Raw genomic sequence first — 18,528 nt, 5'->3', positions numbered from 1 at the left:
AGCGATGCAGCGTGAACTGACCGTGCTCAGCCGCGAGTGGTGCCATCTGTGCCATGAACTCGTGGAGCAGCTCGAGCCCGTGGCGCGCGAACTGGGCTGGACGGTGAAGGTGATCGACGTCGACCGGCATCCGGAGCTGGAAGCGCGCTGGGACGAGCTGGTGCCGGTGGTCCTCGCCGGCGAGCAGGAGCTGTGCCATTACCATCTCGACGAGGCCGCGGTTCGTGCCTATTGCAGCGGTTTTCCGTTAGAATCCGCCCCTTAGCGCTGCGTCTGGCAGCCGATCATTCCTAGCGGGTGGCCGTGTCCGGCCTTCCAATCCAACAGGGTGCCGCGAGGCGCCCTTTCTGTTGTCATCCATGCAACAACATACGCGCAACTTCTCCATCATCGCCCACATCGACCACGGCAAGTCCACGCTCGCGGACCGGCTGATCCACTTCTGCGGCGGACTGTCCGACCGCGAGATGGAGCAGCAGGTGCTCGACTCCATGGACCTCGAGCGCGAGCGCGGCATCACCATCAAGGCGCAGACCGCGGCGCTGCAGTACAAGGCCAAGGATGGGCAGGTCTACAACCTGAACCTGATCGACACCCCGGGGCATGTGGACTTCTCCTACGAGGTCAGCCGTTCGCTGGCCGCCTGCGAAGGCGCGCTGCTGGTAGTGGATGCCTCGCAGGGCGTCGAGGCGCAGACCGTGGCCAACTGCTACACCGCGCTCGATCAGGACGTCGAGGTGGTGCCGGTGCTGAACAAGATCGACCTGCCGGCGGCCGACCCGGACAACGCGCGCGCCGAGATCGAGGACGTGATCGGCGTCGATGCCTCCAACGCCATCCTGTGCTCGGCCAAGACCGGCCTGGGCATCGAGGAAGTGCTGGAAGCCATCGTTGCGCGCATGCCGCCGCCCAAGGGCAACCCGGACGCGCCGCTGAAGGCGCTGATCATCGATTCCTGGTTCGACAACTACGTCGGCGTGGTCATGCTGGTGCGGGTGGTCGATGGCGTGCTCAAGCCCAAGGACAAGATCCGCTTCATGTCCTCCGGCTCGCAATACCTGTGCGAGCAGGTCGGGGTGTTTACACCGAAGTCGGTGGCGCGCGAGGAGTTGCCAACCGGCGGGGTGGGCTTCGTGATCGCCGGCATCAAGGAGATCGATGCGGCCAAGGTGGGCGACACCATCACCCTGGTGTCCAGGCCGGCCGCGGAGCCGCTGCCCGGCTTCAAGGAGATCAAGCCGCAGGTGTTCGCCGGCCTGTATCCGGTGGAATCGTCCGAATACGACCAGCTGCGCGACTCGCTGGAGAAACTGCGCCTGAACGACGCCTCGCTGCAGTTCGAGCCGGAAGTCTCGCAGGCGCTGGGCTTCGGCTTCCGCTGCGGCTTCCTCGGCCTGCTGCACATGGACATCGTGCAGGAGCGCCTGGAACGCGAGTTCGACATGGACCTGATCACCACCGCCCCGACGGTGGTGTACGAAGTGGTGCTCAACGACGGCGAAGTGATCCACGTCGAGAACCCCTCCAAGCTGCCGGAAGTGGGCAAGTTCCAGGAGATCCGCGAACCGATCATCACCGCCACCATCTTCCTGCCGCAGGACTACGTCGGCCCGGTGATCACGCTGTGCAACCAGAAGCGCGGCATCCAGGTGGACATGCGCTACCACGGCCGCCAGGTGCAGCTGATCTACGACCTGCCGATGAACGAAGTGGTGATGGACTTCTTCGACAAGCTCAAGTCGGTGTCGCGCGGCTACGCCTCGCTCGACTACGAGTTCAAGGAGTACCGCGGCGCCGACCTGGTCAAGCTCGACATGATGGTGGGCGGCGAGAAGGTCGATGCGCTGTCGGTCATCGTGCACCGCGCCAGCGCCCAGTACCGCGGCCGCGAACTGGCCTCCAAGCTGCGCGGGCTGATCCCGCGGCAGATGTTCGACGTGGCGGTGCAGGCGGCGATCGGTTCGCACATCATCGCGCGCGAGACCATCAAGGCGCTGCGCAAGAACGTGCTGGCCAAGTGCTACGGCGGCGACATCACCCGCAAGAAGAAGCTGCTGGAGAAGCAGAAGGAAGGCAAGAAGCGGATGAAACAGGTCGGCAACGTCGAGATTCCGCAGGAGGCCTTCCTCGCCGTGCTGCGCGTCGAGGACGGCAAGTGAGCCTGCCGCGGCAGCACCCCCGACGACTGATCATGGAGTCCGCGTGAATTTCGCCCTGGTTCTGTTCCTGTTGCTGGTCGCCACCGCGGCGCTGTGGGTGGTCGACCGCTTCTTCGCACGCAAGCGCCGCGCTCCCGGGGCGCCGTCGCCCTGGTGGGTCGAGTACGGCGCCAGCTTCTTTCCGGTCATCCTGATCGTCTTCGTGCTGCGTTCCTTCCTGGTCGAGCCGTTCAAGATCCCGTCCGGTTCGATGATTCCCACCCTGCTGGTGGGCGACTTCATCCTGGTCAACAAATGGACCTACGGCATCCGCCTGCCGGTGATCAACAAGAAGATCGTCCCGGTCAATGACCCGCAGCGCGGCGACGTGATGGTGTTCCGCTATCCGGCCGACCCCTCGCTGGACTACATCAAGCGGGTGGTGGGCCTGCCGGGCGACAAGGTGGAGTACCTGAACAAGCGGCTGACGATCAACGGCGAGCCGGTCAGGATCGAGACCGACGGACAGTACCTGCACACCGACCGCCTGTACTACTCGCCGCGTTATGTCGAGAAGCTGGGCGACACCGAACACCGCCTGCTCATCGAGGACGACGCGCCGGCCTATCTGCCGCAGGTCATGGATTTCCCCTTTCGCGACCACTGCACCTATACTAGCGCGGGCGTGCGCTGCCTCGTACCCGAAGGGCATTACTTCGTGATGGGCGACAACCGCGACGCAAGCAGCGACAGCCGGGTATGGGGTTTCGTGCCGGACGAGAACATCGTCGGCCGGGCATTCTTCATCTGGTTCAATTTCAACGACATGAAACGCATCGGCAGTTTCAACTGAACGGGGAGTGCGTCGAATGAAGAACAAGCAGAGCGGCCTCAGCCTGATCAGCGTCCTGATCGTCGGCGCGTTTGCTGCATTTTTCCTCCTGCTCGGTTTCCGCACCGTGCCTGCGGTCAACGAGTACATGTCCATCAAGCGCATCCTGCCGCTGGTCGCCGAAGAAGGCGACAACGGTGCGTCGATGTCGCAGATGCGCGGCAGCTTCAACCGTCGTGCGCAGATCGACAACATCGAGTCGGTACGGGGTGAGGACCTGATCATCACCAAGCAGGGCGGCCGTGTGCTGATCGAGATCGAGTATGACCGCACCGTGCCGATCGCCGGCAACGTCAGCCTGCTGATCGCCTTCGACGCCTCGTCCGCGAACTGAGCCGGATGAGTCTGCCCCGCCTGCAACGCGAACTCGGCCACGCGTTCTCCGACCCCGCGCTCCTGCAGCAGGCGCTCACTCACCGCAGCTTCGGCCAGCCTAACAACGAGCGGCTGGAATTCCTCGGCGACAGCATCCTCAACTGCGTCGTGTCGATGGCGCTCTACGAGCGCTTCGATGAACTGCGCGAAGGCGAACTGTCGCGCCTGCGCGCCTCCCTGGTCCGCCAGGAAGCGCTGCACCGCATCGCGCTCCAGCTTGAAGTGGGCGACAACCTGCGCCTGGGCGAAGGCGAGATGAAATCCGGTGGCTCCCGCCGTCCGTCCATCCTCGCCGACGCGCTGGAAGCGCTGTTCGCCGCGGTCTTCCTCGACGCGGGCTTCCCGGCGGCCAAGACGGTGATCGACCGGCTCTACCTGCCGGTGCTCGCCGATCTCGATCCGCGGGCGCCGACCAAGGACCCCAAGACCGCGCTGCAGGAATGGCTGCAAGGGCGCAAGCTGAACCTGCCGCGCTACGAGATGGTCAATGTTCTGGGCGAGGCGCACGCGCAGGAGTTCGAAGTGGCCTGCGTGATCGAATCGCTGCAGCTGCGTACCGTGGGCCGCGGCGCCAGCCGGCGGGCCGCCGAGCAGCAGTCGGCCGAACTGGCCCTGAGCCAACTGAGAAAGAAATGAGCGATTCCACTCCCACGGCCGGTGGCCAGCAGGCCGATGCGGCCGGTTTCCGCACCGGCTTCGTCGCCATCGTCGGGCGCCCCAACGTCGGCAAGTCCACGCTGCTCAACCGCCTGATCGGGCAGAAGATCAGCATCGTCTCCAGCAAGGCGCAGACCACCCGCCACCGGGTGACCGGCATTCGTACCGATGCCGGCGCGCAGTTCGTCTTCGTGGACACCCCGGGTTTCCAGACCCATCACCGCAACGCGCTGAACCGCTCGATGAACCGCACCGTCACCCAGGTGCTGAGCGACGTCGACCTGGTGTTCTTCCTGGTCGAGGCCGGGCGCTTCGGCGAGGACGACCGCAAGGTGGTCGAGGTGCTGCCCGAAGGCGCGCGCGTGGTGCTGGTGATCAACAAGGTCGACCGCCTCGACGACAAGCGCAGTCTGCTGCCCTTCATCGAGCAGATGAGCGCGGTCTACCCCTTTGCCGAGATCGTGCCGCTGTCGGCCGAGCGCGGCACCAACGTGGACGCGCTGATCCGCGCCGCCACCCCGCTGCTGCCGGAAGGCACGGCGATGTACGACGAGGACGAGATCACCGACCGCAGCGAGCGCTTCCTGGCCTCCGAATTCCTGCGCGAGAAGCTCTTCCGCCTGCTCGGCGACGAGTTGCCCTACGGCATGGCGGTGGAGATCGAGAAGTTCGAGGTCGAAGGCCGGCTGCGCCGCATCCACGCCGCGGTGATCGTCGACAAGCCCGGCCACAAGGGCATCGTCATCGGCAAGGGCGGCGAGCGGCTCAAGCGCATCGCCTCCGAGGCGCGCGTGGAGCTCGAAAAGCTCTTCGACGGCAAGGTCTTCCTCGAGGTTTGGGTCAAGGTCAAGAGCGGCTGGGCCGACGACGAGCGCGCGCTCAAGAGCCTCGGTTACGAATAAGCCATCTGGCGGTGCGGCGTGAGCCAGAAGCAGCGCATCGAACAGCAGCCGTCCTTCGTGCTGCACACCTATCCCTGGCGTGAGACCAGCCTGATCGCCGAGATCCTCTCGCGCGACCATGGCCGCGTCGCGCTGGTGGCCAAGGGCGCGCGCCGCCCGCAGTCGCCGTTGCGCGGGGTGCTGATGGCCTTCCAGCCGCTGCTGGTCGACTGGTCCGGCGGCGGTGAGGTCAAGACCCTGGTGCGCGCCGAATGGCAGGGCGGCCAGCCGCTGCTCACCGGCCGTGCGCTGCTGTGCGGCTACTATCTCAACGAACTTCTGGTGCGCCTGACCGCGCGCGAGGACGCCCATCCGGCGCTGTTCGCCGCCTACGCCGAGGCGCTGCGCGAACTCGCCCGCGGTGACGCCTTCGCGCCCTTGCTGCGCCGCTTCGAACTCGCGCTGCTGCACGAACTCGGCTACGGCGCCGGGCTGGACGCCGAGGCCGACAGCGGCGAGCCGGTGCGGCCCGCGCTGGACTACCTCTATATAATCGAACGCGGTCCGGTGCCGGTTACCGGCGATCTGCCGCCCGCGGGCGAGGCGCCGCTGATCAGCGGGCGCAGCCTGCTGGCGATGGCGAGCGGCGATTTCTCCGCCTCCGAGACCCTGGCGCAGAGCAAGAACCTGCTGCGCGCAGTCATCAACCACTACCTGGGCGGGCAGCCGCTGCAGTCGCGCCGGGTACTGAAGGAGTTGCAGGAACTGTGATCGAACTCGGCGTCAATATCGACCACGTGGCCACGCTGCGCCAGGCGCGGCGGACCTGGGAACCGGATCCGGTGTGGGCCGCGGTGGAAGCCCATCTGGGCGGCGCGGACGGTATCACCATTCATCTGCGCGAAGACCGCCGCCACATCAACGACGAGGACGTGCGTCGCCTGCGCGAGCTCACCCAGGTCAAGCTCAACCTGGAGATGGCGGCCACCGACGAGATGGTCGGCATCGCCTGCCGGGTCAAGCCGGAGATGGCCATGCTGGTGCCCGAGGGGCGCCAGGAAGTCACCACCGAAGGCGGTCTGGACATCGTCGCCAACGAGGCCGCGCTCAAGGATGTGATCGCCCGTCTGGCGGATGCCGGCATCGTCACCAGCGTGTTCATCGACGCCGACCCGGTGCAGATCGATGCTGCTGCACGCATCGGCGCGCGGGTGTGCGAGGTGCATACCGGCCCCTACGCGCACGCCTTCCACAGCGCCGGGCGCGATGCCGAGGCGCCGGCGGTGCTGGCCGAACTGCAGCGCGTGACTGCCGCGGGGGCGGCGATTCGCGCGCTGGGCATGCGCTTCAATGCCGGCCACGCGCTCAACTACTACAACGTGCAGCCCATCGCCCGCCTGCCCGGCGTGCGCGAGTTGCACATCGGCCACGCCATCGTCAGCCGCGCGGTGTTCGTCGGCCTGCGCGAGGCGGTGGCGGAGATGAAGCGCCTGATGCGCCAGCCGGCATGATTCACGGCATCGGCACCGACATCGTCGCCGTGGCGCGCATGCGCGATGCGCTGGAACGCCACGGCGAACGCTTCGCCGCACGCATCCTCGCCGAAAGCGAGCGCGCCGCCTGGGCCGCCAGCCGCGACCCGGCGCGCTTTCTCGCCAAGCGCTTCGCCGCCAAGGAAGCCTTCGGCAAGGCGCTCGGCACCGGCGTGGCGGTTCCGGCCACCCTGCATGCGGTGGCGGTGGGCCATGACGGTTTGGGCAAGCCGCATTTCGAGTACGACGAACGCCTGGCCGCGCACATGGCCGAGCACGGCCTTTCCGCCCACCTCAGCCTGGCCGACGAGGTGGACCACGTGGTGGCCTTTGCCCTGATCGAACGCGCATGAACGCTTCGCCCATCAATCTGCCCCTCGGCCCGGTCATGGTGGACGTCGCCGGCACCACGCTCACCGACGCCGAGCGTATCCGCCTGCAGGACCCGCTGGTCGGTGGGGTGATCCTGTTCGCGCGCAATTTCAGCGGCTCCGAACAGCTCGCCGCGCTCACCGCCGAGATCCGCGCGCTGCGCTCGCCGACCTTGCTGATCGCGGTAGACCACGAAGGCGGACGGGTGCAGCGTTTCCGCAGCGACGGCTTTACCCGCCTGCCGGCGATGCGCACCCTGGGCACCTTGTGGGAGCAGGATCACCTGGCCGCGCTGGATGCGGCGCGCGACACCGGCTATGTGCTGGCCGCCGAACTGCTCGCCCATGGGGTGGATCTCAGCTTTGCCCCGGTGCTGGACCTGGACTACGGCTGCAGCCGGGCGATCGGCAATCGTGCCTTGCACCGTGACCCGACGGTCACCGCCGCGCTCGCCCAGGCGCTGGTGGCCGGCATGGCGGAGGCCGGGATGAAGAGCGTCGGCAAGCATTTTCCCGGGCACGGCTACGTGGAGGCCGATTCCCATGTGGACATCCCGGTCGATGAACGCAGCTTCGAAGATATCTGGGAGCAGGACATCGCGCCCTATCGCCACCGTCTGGGACGGCAGCTCGGCGGGGTGATGCCGGCGCATGTCATCTACCCGGCGGCCGATCCGAACCCGGCCGGCTTCTCGCGCTTCTGGCTGCAGGACGTGCTGCGCGGCCGGGTGGGTTTCGCCGGCACGATCTTCAGTGACGATCTAAACATGGAGGGTGCGATGGTGGCCGGCGACATCGTCGGCCGCGCACGCGCGGCGCATGATGCGGGCTGCGACATGGTGTTGGTGTGCAACCGCCCCGATCTGGCCGACGAGTTGCTCGATCGCTGGGCGCCCGCGCCGGACGAGGCCGGGCGCCGGCGCATCGCCGCGCTGCGCGGCCAGCCGCGCCATGCCGACCCGTTCGCGCTGGAACTTGCCCCACGCTACCTTCACGCGCGCGAAGCGGTGTGCGCGCTGGCCGAGCGCGACGCCGCCGCGCCGATGATGGCCGCCGGCACCAGCGGCGACGCTCCGGCGGCTTGAGCGGAGGCGGGCCCATGATGTCCTCGATTCCCCCCGTAGGAGCTGCCTTGGCCGCGATAAGGCGGTTGCGGGTATCAATGACGCCGCATCGCGGCCAAGGCCGCTCCTACCGGAGGGGCTGGTGAGCGAGCCTTCCGTGCCGCAGGAACAAGGCGCATCGGCGGCGCCCGCTTTCGACGCGCGCGCCTTCCTCAAGGCCGTGCCCGAGGAGCCCGGCGTCTATCGCATGATCGGCGCCGAAGACCGCGTGCTTTACGTCGGCAAGGCCAAGAACCTCAAGCGCCGTGTCTCCAGCTACTTCCAGAAGACGCTCTCCAGCCCGCGCATCGCCATGATGGTGGCGCAGATCATGCGCGTGGACGTTACCCCGACCCGCTCCGAGGCCGAGGCGCTGCTGCTCGAGAACAATCTCATCAAGAGCCTGGCGCCGCGCTACAACATCCTCTTCCGCGACGACAAGTCCTACCCCTACATCGAGCTCTCTGCCGACGGGTTTCCGCGCCTGGCCTACCATCGGGGCGCCTTCGCCAAGGGCGCGCGCTACTTCGGCCCTTTCCCCAACGCCTGGGCGGTGCGCGAGAGCATCCACCTGCTGCAGAAGACTTTCCAGCTGCGCACCTGCGAGAACTCGGTATTCCAGAATCGCTCGCGGCCCTGTTTGCTGCACCAGATCAAGCGCTGCACCGCGCCCTGTGTGGGGCTGATCGACGAGGAGGCCTACGCCGCCGACGTCAGGCTCGCCGCGCGCTTCCTCGACGGGCGCGCCAGCGAGGTGATCGACGACCTCACCGCGCGCATGAACGCGGCCGCCGAGCGGCTCGACTTCGAGCAGGCCGCCGCCTGCCGCGACCAGGTGCGCGTGCTGCAGGCGGTGCTGCACCGCCAGTTCGTCGACAGCCGCAAGGACGAGGACGTGGACATCGTCGCGGCGGTCGAGGAGGGCGGCGTGGCCTGCGTGAACATCGCCATGGTGCGCGGCGGCCGCCATCTGGGCGACCGCCCGCAGTTCCCCGGCAACGCCGCGGGCTGCAGCGCGGAGGACGCGCTGCAGGCCTTCATCGAGCAGCACTACGCGATGCATCCGATGCCCGCGCGCCTGCTGGTCGAGGCACCCTCGGCGGCACTGCGCGAACTGCTGGCCGAACTGTCGGATACCCCCTGTGCGCTGGTCGCGCCGCGCTTCGCCGCGGAGAAGGCGTGGATGGAGATGGCGCAGAAGAACGCCCGGCTCGCCATCCAGGCGCGCGCGCGCGACACCGGGCGCAGCGAACAGCGCCTGGAAGCGCTGCGCGAGGCCCTCGACTTGGCCGAGCCGCCGCGGCGTATCGAGTGCTTCGACATCAGCCACACCATGGGCGAGGCCACCGTCGCCTCCTGCGTGGTGTGCGTGGACGGACAGATGAAGAATGCCGACTACCGGCGCTACAACATCGCCGGCATCACCGCCGGCGACGACTTCGCCGCCATGCGCCAGGTGCTGGAGCGCCGCTACGGCAAGGTGGCGGCGGGCGAGGGCCTGTGCCCCGACCTGATCCTGATCGACGGCGGCCGCGGACAGGTGAGCGCGGCGCGCGCGATCCTGGCCGAAGTCGGCCTCGAATCGGTGGCCATGGTCGGTGTGGCCAAGGGCGAAGGCCGCAAGCCCGGGCTGGAATCGCTGATCTTCCCCGACGGGCGCGAGCCGCTGCATCTTGCCCCGGATGCGCCGGCGCTGCACCTGATCCAGGAGATCCGCGACGAGGCCCACCGCTTCGCCATCACCGGCCACCGCGCGCGCCGTGCCAAGGCGCGCATCGGCTCGAAGCTGGAAGACATCCCCGGCGTCGGCCCCTCCCGGCGGCGCAACCTGCTGGCCACCTTCGGCGGCCTGGACGGGGTGCGCAAGGCCACGGTGGAGGATCTGTGCCGGGTCGACGGCGTCAGCCGAAAGCTTGCCGAACAGATATACTCGGCACTGCACTGACGCACCGATACAGCAGCGGCCGACGGCCGGATTTCATGCCTTTCAACATACCCAACACCCTCACCTGGGGGCGCATCGCGCTCATTCCGTTGTTCGTCGGCGTGTTCTACCTGCCGGACAGCGTGTTTTCGGTCGGGCAGAAGAATCTCGTGTCCACCGCGATCTTCATCATCGCCGCGGTCACCGACTGGTTCGACGGCTACCTCGCGCGCAGCCTGCAGCAGACCTCCGCCTTCGGCGCCTTCCTCGACCCGGTGGCCGACAAGCTCATGGTGGCCGCCGCGCTGATCCTGCTGGTACAACTCGGCCGCGTAGACGCGCTGATCGCGGTCATCATCATCGGCCGGGAGATCACCATCTCGGCGCTCAGGGAATGGATGGCGCAGGTCGGCCAGTCGGCCAGCGTCGCGGTGGCCTACGTCGGCAAGCTCAAGACCGCCGCGCAGATGACCGCGATTCCCATGCTGCTGTTCAACGCGCCCTTCCTGGGTATCGACATGAACGGCCTCGGTCGTGTGCTGATCTACGTGGCTGCGGCCCTGACCCTGTGGTCCATGGGCTATTATCTGCACCGGGCCATGCCCTTGCTGCGGGCCCACGGTGGAGAGCAGAAAGGCGGTTGACAGAATGAATTCGCCGTCTATAATGGCGGTCTTTCCAGCGGGAATAGCTCAGTTGGTAGAGCGCAACCTTGCCAAGGTTGAGGTCGCGAGTTCGAGACTCGTTTCCCGCTCCAGATTCCAGGGTCTGGCGATTTGCCGGATCCGGCACGACCCGATGGAGGCAGTCGGGCCAGCCGTCCAGTACAACGGCGCGATGGCAGAGTGGTTATGCAGCGGCCTGCAAAGCCGTGTACCCCGGTTCGATTCCGAGTCGCGCCTCCAAGAAGACAAGCAGCAACTTCAGAAACCCGCTCCGGCGGGTTTTTTGTTGTCCGAAATCCGCTCTAATGGGGTCTCAAGAGGCTGATCTGTACCGGCCTGGCTTGGCCCGAAAGGCCGGAACGGCCGTCTCCACGCATGTGTCTGCATGCCCCTGAGGACGCGGTTGTTGCGGCGCCAAATTCATCATTGACATGGTGGGGCAGTAGGCTGGCTGCCCAAGAAGGTGACGCAATGCCGATCAGGCAGGAGCTCCATTCCCCGAATGTACCGGTCAGGATCTGGACCGACGACATCGACGAAGGCTCGAAGGCGCAGCTGGCGAACATTGCCAGCTTGCCATTCGTCCATCACCACGTTGCCGCCATGCCCGACGTGCATCTGGGCATTGGCGCCACCATCGGTTCGGTCATCGCCACCCATCAGGCCATCATCCCGGCCGCAGTCGGCGTCGACATCGGCTGTGGCATGGTCGCCGCGCGCCTGTCGCTCACCGCGAACGACATCGATGAGAAGCGCCTAAGGAAGGTGTTCGACCAGATTACCCGTGATGTACCGGTCGGCCGCGCTCAGCATGACGACAATCGCGTTCTGGTCGAGGCGGTACGCCCCTTCGAGCCCGGCCTCAAGGCTCTGACGGAGCGTCATCCGCAACTGCTCAAGACCTTCGGCAAGTTCTCCAGGTGGGCGAACCAGATGGGCACGCTCGGCGGTGGCAATCACTTCATCGAGGTTTGCCTGGATGAAGCGAATCAGGTCTGGGTGATGCTGCATTCGGGCAGCCGGGGTATTGGCAACGCCATCGCCAGCTATTTCATCGAGTTGGCGAGGAAGGACATGGCGCGCCACATGATCCAGCTACCGGATCGTGATCTGGCCTACTTCCGGGAAGGCAGCGAATACTTTGCCGACTACGTCGAAGCGGTGCACTGGGCGCAGGCGTACGCGATGGCCAACCGCCAGGCCATGCTCGATCTGGTGCTCGCGGGACTGGCGCGCCATCTGCCGGCGTTCTCCGTCACCACCGAAGCGGTGAACTGCCACCACAACTACGTTGCCCGCGAGCACCACTTCGGTGCCGACGTGTGGGTGACGCGCAAGGGAGCGATCCGCGCAGGGCAGGGCGACCTGGGCATCGTCCCCGGCAGCATGGGCGCATGCAGCTATATCGTGCGCGGCAAGGGCAATCCCGAGAGCTTTTGTTCCAGCGCGCACGGGGCGGGCCGGCGGATGAGCCGCACGGCGGCGACCAAACGCTTCACCGAGGCCGATCTCGCGCGGCAGACCGAAGGGGTGATCTGCCGTAAGGACAAAGGTGTGGTCGATGAGATTCCGGGTGCGTACAAGGACATCGATGAAGTGATGGCCAACCAGCGCGATCTGACCGAGATCCTGCATACCTTGAAGCAGGTGGTGTGCGTCAAGGGGTAGGGGGCTGCGAGGTCAAGGTCGGCTGTGTCACGGAAGCTCTGATGGCGGCTGATCGGCCTGAGCGGCCGTTCAGGTCCAGCAGGCCGAAGGGCTGCGGTCTGCTCTACTGCTGTCGTCTAGTGCGCTTCGGCCCTCAACGGCGGCGCTCACTCGGGCAATAGAGCACGACTTGACCCTGAGCGGACCTCAATTATTCCAGCGGCGCGTTTTGGCTGATGAGCTTGCCCTCGTTCCCGGGCTCCCGATTCTCGCAGGGCTTCGTATCAGACTCCTTGGTGCTCTTGGTCGGAGTCTGATAGTTGTTCCACGGCCATGGACCGCTTTCCGGAAGAATGCTCACCGCGTACTATCGGCCAGGACCGGATAGCTGAGACGACGGGTATCATAGCCACGCGGCGGCCGCCTGAAGCGCCTACATGAAACCGCCGTGTACCGGCCGCGCTAACACAGCCCGACCGAAGCGGCACTAGGGCAGAAGTGCCGCGGCTGAGTTGATGCGCCGGAATGCATGTGGCGAAACGTGTAGCAATAAATAGGGGGCCGCAATGGCGCACGAGGAGGGGCTTCCGGGAATCGGAGAGTCGCAAGAGATCGGACAGGACGCAACTCGATGCCTGCATACGAATGCCCCGAAGAACTGGGTTACACCCAAGGACTTGGGAGGAACCGACGACTATGGCCTCGATTTTCAGATTCAGCTGAAAGTTCAGAGCCAAGCAGCCGCGATCTTCCGATTGCAGCTGAAAGGAACCAAGAGCCCGACGCTCATCGACGCCGACAAATCCATCTCCATCCCCTTATCCGCCTCTACCTTGCGCTACTACCGCAACATCGCGGAACCGATTCTGCTGGTCGTCTGCGACCTCAGCGCGAACTCAGACCCTCGCCAGTGTCCGCTCTACTACGTTTGGGTACGCGAGGAACTTCGACGCATCGACGTCGACAGCTTGGATCTCGAGCAGGAGAAGGCCAGCCTGCGAGTTCCCACTGCCAATCAACTCTCCTACGAGCTGGACTTACTGCCGGACGTCCGGAACGCCAATGAGTTGGCAGAAGCTGGGCACGCGTTGGATGTGCGGGTCGCCGACTTGCGCCCAGAACTGGAGCCCGAGCAACGCGTCGAGGTCGTGCACGATCTAGCCGAAGGCTTCAACAAACGCAGCGCCGCCTTTTTGGAAGCGGTAGCGGCGCCGGCGAGCGAACATTGGCCGAAGCCGGAGGCGGGCACGTTAGCCGCGGACTTGATGGACGCAGCCAGGCTGCTGAAAACCGGGAAAGTGGACAAAGCAATCGCCGTTTTGAATCGCGCGGAGGCGAAGCTGGAGGGGGCTGTGGACCTCGAGCTGGGCGAGTATTACTTTCTCAGGGGCCGTCAGGCTATGCTGAGCGGCAACGACGAGGCTGCCAGCGCGGCTTTGCTAATCGCTGCGCAGACGACTGGTCAGAGCAAGCACTGGGCAGGCTGGGCCGAGAGCGAGATACGCCGACGCTACGACCCGAACGACGCAAACATCACAGTTCTCGACTTTTCCGACGCGCTTGCGCAGTTGCCGGAAGCCATGGATGCGGTGCTCGCCGCCGCCAAGGCGAGGCTGCTAGCTGCCAGCCACAAGCCCGACGAAGCTCGCGCTGTACTGGCGCAATTCTCCGGCGCCGAGAGCATGGCCGGACTTGCGGTGGTCGAGACCATGAACGGCAAGTGGGACGCTGCGTTGGCGGCCTGTGATGCGGGGCTGGCGGACCCGCAGTGCTCCGATTCGTCGCGCCTGCTGTTTCAGATCCTCAAGGCCCGCGGCAATTGTCATAAGGCTCTTGGGGCAGCAACCAGAGAGATCGAGGGGGAGATCGTTCCGTCTTCCGGTCCGCCCGGTGTGGATGCTGGGCTCCTGAGGCAAGCATGGAGCGACATCCTCGCGGCAGTCGGGTCGATGGACGAGATCGGCTGGGCGAGCAACTCTGAGTTTGTCGCCGATATACTGGCCGCGTGCGCGGCCATGCTGGGCAGGCAGAAGGAAGCGTTGACGATCCTGCACTCAGCGGTACAGAAGCAACCGGCGTCGCAGGCTTTGAACGCTTCTTTGGAAGTAATCGCTGCTCAGTGCGGGCAGTTCGATGTCGCGCTGGAAGCCAACAGAAGGCTGGAACGCAGCGACACGCAGATCTTGCGCAGGATCGCGTTCCTCTACGAGGTGGGGAAACAGCGGCGCGGATGCGTCGCGCTGACGGAGCAGGAGCTCCCCACGCTGTCCCGCGACCACCAGCTTTTCGGAGCGGTTCTGGTGCTTGCCGCGCGGGCGGCACACGACATGGCTCGCGAAGACCTTGTGAAGTCGTGGTCGCAGCTGCTCGAATCCGACGATAACCTGCGCCCTCACGCCGCAGTCCTCGATTACCACCTATCCGTCGCGAAGAGCCCTCTAAGCGCCACCGATGCTCTGAACACGCTGGCGAAGCGCCACGAGGATCTCGGAAGGCCGATGCCGACGGCGATCACCCTCTTCGAGGAGATCGATCCGGCTAATGAGACGCAAGCGCCCATGCTTCTCGATGTGGCCAGGGAGCTGAGGACACATAGCCGGTTGGCACCAGGCATGTCGGTGCGCCTTGGCATGGCACTGATCACGCTCAGAAAATGGAACGAGCTTCTGCAGCTCTGCGATGAAGCTGATCGCGAGTTCGATGGCAATCCTCGCTTGGTAGCGTTTAGGGGCCTCGCGCTGGACCGCCTTGGCAACACCGAGGGCGCTCGGCACGTCCTAAAGCGCATGCTTGAAGGCGGCATCGCCGACAGCCTTGCACTCAATACATATGTGAACATCATGCTCCGCTGCGGTCTCTTCGACGAAGCGCTCGTTGCGGCCGAGCAGATTCTCGACACCGCGGGCTCCGACGCGCAGAGGCGCGATTGCATCCGCCTCCTGTTCAACCTGGTGCAAACCAAGAGTCCGCACGATCCACGCTTGGTCGACTTGGCCGTTCGGATGGGCGAACTCGTCGATCCCAACAATGAGGTCGAGGAAGGCTTGTTTCTCGCAATGATGCTTGTTGGAACAAGCACCAGCAACGGCGCTCTGAGCCCCGACAAACAGAAGGAGATTGGCGAGCGCACGAACGCTTTCTTCGAGCGATTTCCGGATTCCAAGGTCTTGCGGCGAATCGACGTCGGCAACGCCTCAGCGGACGAACTGTTGCAGCGGCTCAAAGAGATCAGCGGCGTCACGGATGACAGGCAGCGGGCGCAGGTGCGCATGGAGCGCGAGATGCGGGACGGGAAGCTGCCTATTCCTTTTGCTTGGCGCGCGAAAATCGCATTTCCGAACATAAGAGATCAGCTGCACTTGTGGGAAGTGTCGAAGCGGGTCACCGCCGACGACAAGCAGTTTCATCTCGTCATGGAAACCGCAGATTGGAAACCCAAGCGCGCGGCCGATCTGCGGGGCAAGACCCCGTTGGTCGACTTGACAACGCTGTTCGTTTTGCTCGACTTGGACCTACTCGACGCCCTCTTTGCGCAGTTTACGACAGTCGCGATTGCGCAGAGCACTCTTGCGGAGCTTTGGACGCTTTGCCAAGTGTTCTCGGGCTGTCCCTCGCGAGACAAGTGCTTGGATCTTCAAAGCCGGCTGCGCGAGAAGCTCAGGCAGATTGCGCAGCCCATCGTGCAGTCGCATGATGAGGAAGAGGTCGAAGCCGGGAAAGGCATCCCGGTATCGGGACAAGAAATCAAGGCCCTGTGCACCGCAGGTGGTTACTTCCTGTATTCAGACGATCTCATCTTCCGCGTCTGGAGCCTAGGGGAAACCGCGGCGCGGGACTCCATGAGCACACTCGATCTGCTCGAAGCGCTGGAAGAAAGAGAGATCATTGATCGGGCGAGGGCTGCAAGAGCCGTCGCGAAGCTGTGCGCTTGGAACGTCGGAGCAGTGATTCTGCTAAAACACCAGCTTGCGATCGTTCCGCAAGGCGCCATCGCAGCCCGAAACATCTTCGAGGGGGTCGGGAGACTGCAGGGCGACGAGGACTTCATGTCAATCGCCTCCGGCATGTGGGATTTCCGTGCAGACTTCAACCGCAATTTCAACCACGTCGCCGCCGTACTGCGAGACTTAGTCAATGAGCCGTCCGTTCCCGCCGTGGTCGTGGCCTCTTTCGCGGGCGTGTGGTTCTTGAAGGCGAAAATCCGCCACGATGCACCGCGTCCGCCGCTCACGCTGTTGGTCGCTCTCACGCTGGCTGTGGCCGCGAATTGGGTGGGATCCGGCGCCAAGGCGAAGCCGGAGGCTCACCGCCGGTTGATACAGGTTTTCGTGCAACTAGTCGAGCTGGAGTTCGGTGATCGCATGGACGAAGCGGCCGAGACACAGGCCTATCGCGAACTCGCGCGTCGCTCGGTCGAGATCGACGCGAAAGTGATGGAAAAACAGTCGCCGCTACGCGCGTGGATCCTGGCGGGATTCGAGGCGGGAACCGCGCCGTATGACACCTTCTCCGATGCATACAACGCGGCATATACCGAGTTAGCCGTGCGCGCTGAGCGACCAAGAACGTGACACCTTCTATGTTGTCCGGCGCGTGTGCCGCCGCGTGGGCGACGCACCGCTAAGCTCTTGCGTTAGCCACCGCCGGCGCGCGACAACATGAACAGCGTGCTAGCTGGTCACGATACCGAGAAGGTCCGAATGCAGCTGGTTCGCATGCAGTTGGGGCTGCGTCAGTTCAGTACGGGGCGGCGTGCGGCCGCAATCGGGCGGTATGGGCGTCTCTCGACGGCGACCGATTGCTGCCGATCATTCCGCGTAACCGCAATGGCCGGTGCAAGGTGCATTGCCGCCGCTCATTTGGCGGCCTCTGGCCGGCCGCTCCGGCCGAGGAGCCGCCGCATGCTTCACCCGATCAACCTTTCTCGATGATCTCTGCCGGTACCACGACCGGCAAGCGCTTCACCCCGCGTACCAGCAGCTTGTAGATATCGAAGTCAAACGCCGCACGCCCCTGGGCGATGAGTGCCGGCACTTCCGCAGGGCTATTAACCGTGCCGTAGTACCCCCAGTCCTGCACGACATGCAGCACCTCGCCTTCGCGTAGCCCGATTGGCCCCGCGTAGGGCCAGGCTTCGATCCTGAGGCTTGCCAGCGCAGTCTCCATGCGCGCCACATGTTTCTCGTACGACTCCAGGCCCAGGCAGGCACCGTGGCAGCGTTTGAGCTGGTGGGTGAAGCAGCGTCCGGGGGTGTGTTTTTCCAGACCGAGCAGTGGCGGGCACAGGGCGTGTTCGGCGCACAGGCTGCGCAGGCGCTGCTGGGCGTCGCGCCGGTTGCGGAAGAACCCGTAGAGCCGTCCCGGCGCCCGGAAATCGATCTCGCTCGCTTGCACCAGACTCAAACCGGCGTCGCCGGCCAGATCCTGCTCGAAGCGCCAGGCACAGAGTTCGCGGTTGCGGCGCAGCTGGCGGTTGAGGATGGGTTGCAGGCGTTTGATGAGGCGGGCCTCTTCCAGTAATGCGCCAAACTCGCCCGCGGTGCGCACATGGTCGATGCGGCGAACCTGCTGGCTCAGGCTCAGCTCGCGGTCGCTCTCATGGTCGGCACTGAAATGGGAGAGCACGCGGCTGCGCAGCCGCGTGCTCTTGCCGATGTAGAGCGGGATGTCGTTCTCGCCGTAGAACAGGTACACCCCGGGCGCATCGGGCAGGGCATCGACCTCGGCCGGATCGAGATACGGGGGCAGGGCGGGGCGACCGATGAGCTCCCGGGCAACGGCCTCGATCTGCCCCGCCGGAAAGTGATCATGCAGCCGCTGCCAGAACTGCCACAGGGCCAGGGCATCGCCCAGTGCCCGATGACGGCTCAACACCTCCAGCCGATGGCGGGCAATCAGGTGGTCCAGACTGTGGCGACGCTCCTGCGGGAAGAGTCGCCGTGAGAGCTTCACGGTGCAAAGCACCCGCGGGCGCAGGGTGACCCCCATGCGCCGGAAGGCCGCCTTGATGTGGCCGTGATCGAAGCGCGCGTTGTGGGCCACGAAAATGCGGCCATCGAGGCGGTCGAAGAGCTCGTCGGCAATGGCTTCGAAGCGGGGCGCGTTCGCTACCATGGCATTGCTGATACCCGTCAGGCGCTCGATGTGCTCCGGGATACGCATCTGCGGCTGCACCAGGGTGGACCACTGGCGCACGCCACTATCGTCGACCTCCACCACGGCAATTTCGGTGATCGAGGCCCGCTGTGCCGGGCCGCCCGTGGTTTCGATGTCGACAAAGGCCAGGCCGTCGGACAGGCAGGTGCAGCCGTGGAACATGGTCGTAGGTCGGAGAACGCAGTCG

General features: G+C 65.2%; 15 protein-coding genes and 2 tRNA genes. 16 read left to right on the top strand and 1 reads right to left on the bottom strand.

Annotated elements, in window-relative coordinates:
* Positions 1 to 4 precede the first annotated feature (4 nt).
* The 16 genes from IAI53_RS07800 to IAI53_RS07725 all read left to right on the top strand — a co-directional run bounded on the left by IAI53_RS07800 (position 5) and on the right by IAI53_RS07725 (position 16,756).
* On the top strand, positions 5 to 265 hold the full coding sequence (locus IAI53_RS07800; protein WP_187717543.1) for a glutaredoxin family protein: 261 nt from the start codon (positions 5 to 7) through the stop codon (positions 263 to 265).
* A 94-nt stretch (positions 266 to 359) separates the two neighbouring features.
* Positions 360 to 2,159 carry a translation elongation factor 4 gene (gene lepA / locus IAI53_RS07795; protein WP_187717542.1) on the top strand — a complete coding sequence of 600 codons (1,800 nt, stop codon included), beginning with the start codon at positions 360 to 362 and terminating at the stop codon, positions 2,157 to 2,159.
* A gap of 43 nt (positions 2,160 to 2,202) precedes the next feature.
* Positions 2,203 to 2,991 carry a signal peptidase I gene (gene lepB, locus IAI53_RS07790; RefSeq protein ID WP_187717541.1) on the top strand — a complete coding sequence of 263 codons (789 nt, stop codon included), beginning with the start codon at positions 2,203 to 2,205 and terminating at the stop codon, positions 2,989 to 2,991.
* Between the two features lie 16 nt (positions 2,992 to 3,007).
* Complete coding sequence (locus IAI53_RS07785; protein ID WP_187717540.1) at positions 3,008 to 3,364, top strand: DUF4845 domain-containing protein; 357 nt, start codon at positions 3,008 to 3,010, stop codon at positions 3,362 to 3,364.
* Positions 3,365 to 3,369: 5 nt separating this feature from the next.
* Entirely contained in the window at positions 3,370 to 4,041 is a 672-nt protein-coding gene (gene rnc, locus IAI53_RS07780; RefSeq protein WP_187717539.1) for a ribonuclease III, read from the top strand.
* Positions 4,038 to 4,964, top strand: a complete 927-nt coding sequence (gene era, locus IAI53_RS07775) for a GTPase Era (protein WP_187717538.1) — start codon at positions 4,038 to 4,040, stop codon at positions 4,962 to 4,964. The genes rnc and era overlap by 4 nt, the downstream gene beginning before the upstream one ends.
* An 18-nt stretch (positions 4,965 to 4,982) precedes the next feature.
* Entirely contained in the window at positions 4,983 to 5,714 is a 732-nt protein-coding gene (gene recO, locus IAI53_RS07770) for a DNA repair protein RecO (RefSeq protein ID WP_187717537.1), read from the top strand.
* Positions 5,711 to 6,454 carry a pyridoxine 5'-phosphate synthase gene (locus tag IAI53_RS07765; RefSeq protein WP_187717536.1) on the top strand — a complete coding sequence of 248 codons (744 nt, stop codon included), beginning with the start codon at positions 5,711 to 5,713 and terminating at the stop codon, positions 6,452 to 6,454. Before recO ends, IAI53_RS07765 begins: the two co-directional genes overlap by 4 nt.
* The gene (acpS, locus tag IAI53_RS07760; protein WP_187717535.1) at positions 6,451 to 6,828 is read left to right on the top strand and encodes a holo-ACP synthase; all 378 of its coding nucleotides are present in this window, start codon (positions 6,451 to 6,453) and stop codon (positions 6,826 to 6,828) included. The genes IAI53_RS07765 and acpS overlap by 4 nt, the downstream gene beginning before the upstream one ends.
* Positions 6,825 to 7,931, top strand: a complete 1,107-nt coding sequence (gene nagZ, locus IAI53_RS07755) for a beta-N-acetylhexosaminidase (RefSeq protein WP_187717534.1) — start codon at positions 6,825 to 6,827, stop codon at positions 7,929 to 7,931. The genes acpS and nagZ overlap by 4 nt, the downstream gene beginning before the upstream one ends.
* 136 nt (positions 7,932 to 8,067) lie before the next feature.
* Complete coding sequence (gene uvrC, locus IAI53_RS07750) at positions 8,068 to 9,894, top strand: excinuclease ABC subunit UvrC (RefSeq protein ID WP_187717991.1); 1,827 nt, start codon at positions 8,068 to 8,070, stop codon at positions 9,892 to 9,894.
* A gap of 35 nt (positions 9,895 to 9,929) precedes the next feature.
* Positions 9,930 to 10,517 carry a CDP-diacylglycerol--glycerol-3-phosphate 3-phosphatidyltransferase gene (pgsA, locus tag IAI53_RS07745; protein WP_187717533.1) on the top strand — a complete coding sequence of 196 codons (588 nt, stop codon included), beginning with the start codon at positions 9,930 to 9,932 and terminating at the stop codon, positions 10,515 to 10,517.
* Positions 10,518 to 10,554: 37 nt separating this feature from the next.
* A tRNA-Gly gene (locus IAI53_RS07740) sits at positions 10,555 to 10,630 on the top strand.
* Between the two features lie 74 nt (positions 10,631 to 10,704).
* Positions 10,705 to 10,778, top strand: a tRNA-Cys gene (locus IAI53_RS07735).
* 231 nt (positions 10,779 to 11,009) lie between these two features.
* Positions 11,010 to 12,206 carry an RtcB family protein gene (locus IAI53_RS07730; protein WP_187717532.1) on the top strand — a complete coding sequence of 399 codons (1,197 nt, stop codon included), beginning with the start codon at positions 11,010 to 11,012 and terminating at the stop codon, positions 12,204 to 12,206.
* Between the two features lie 545 nt (positions 12,207 to 12,751).
* A complete protein-coding gene (locus tag IAI53_RS07725) occupies positions 12,752 to 16,756 on the top strand; it encodes a DUF4365 domain-containing protein (RefSeq protein WP_187717531.1) in 4,005 nt (1,334 codons plus the stop codon).
* A gap of 343 nt (positions 16,757 to 17,099) precedes the next feature.
* Here IAI53_RS07725 and IAI53_RS07720 read toward each other — a convergent pair whose 3' ends face one another.
* The gene (locus IAI53_RS07720) at positions 17,100 to 18,503 is read right to left on the bottom strand and encodes a 3'-5' exonuclease family protein (RefSeq protein ID WP_187717530.1); all 1,404 of its coding nucleotides are present in this window, start codon (positions 18,501 to 18,503) and stop codon (positions 17,100 to 17,102) included.
* Positions 18,504 to 18,528 lie beyond the last annotated feature (25 nt).

Origin of the sequence: Thauera sedimentorum (assembly GCF_014489115.1) — a bacterium.
Taxonomy (GTDB): domain Bacteria; phylum Pseudomonadota; class Gammaproteobacteria; order Burkholderiales; family Rhodocyclaceae; genus Pseudothauera; species Pseudothauera sedimentorum.
Note: the sequence above shows the minus strand (reverse complement) of the source record. Positions and strands in the feature narration are given on the sequence as shown.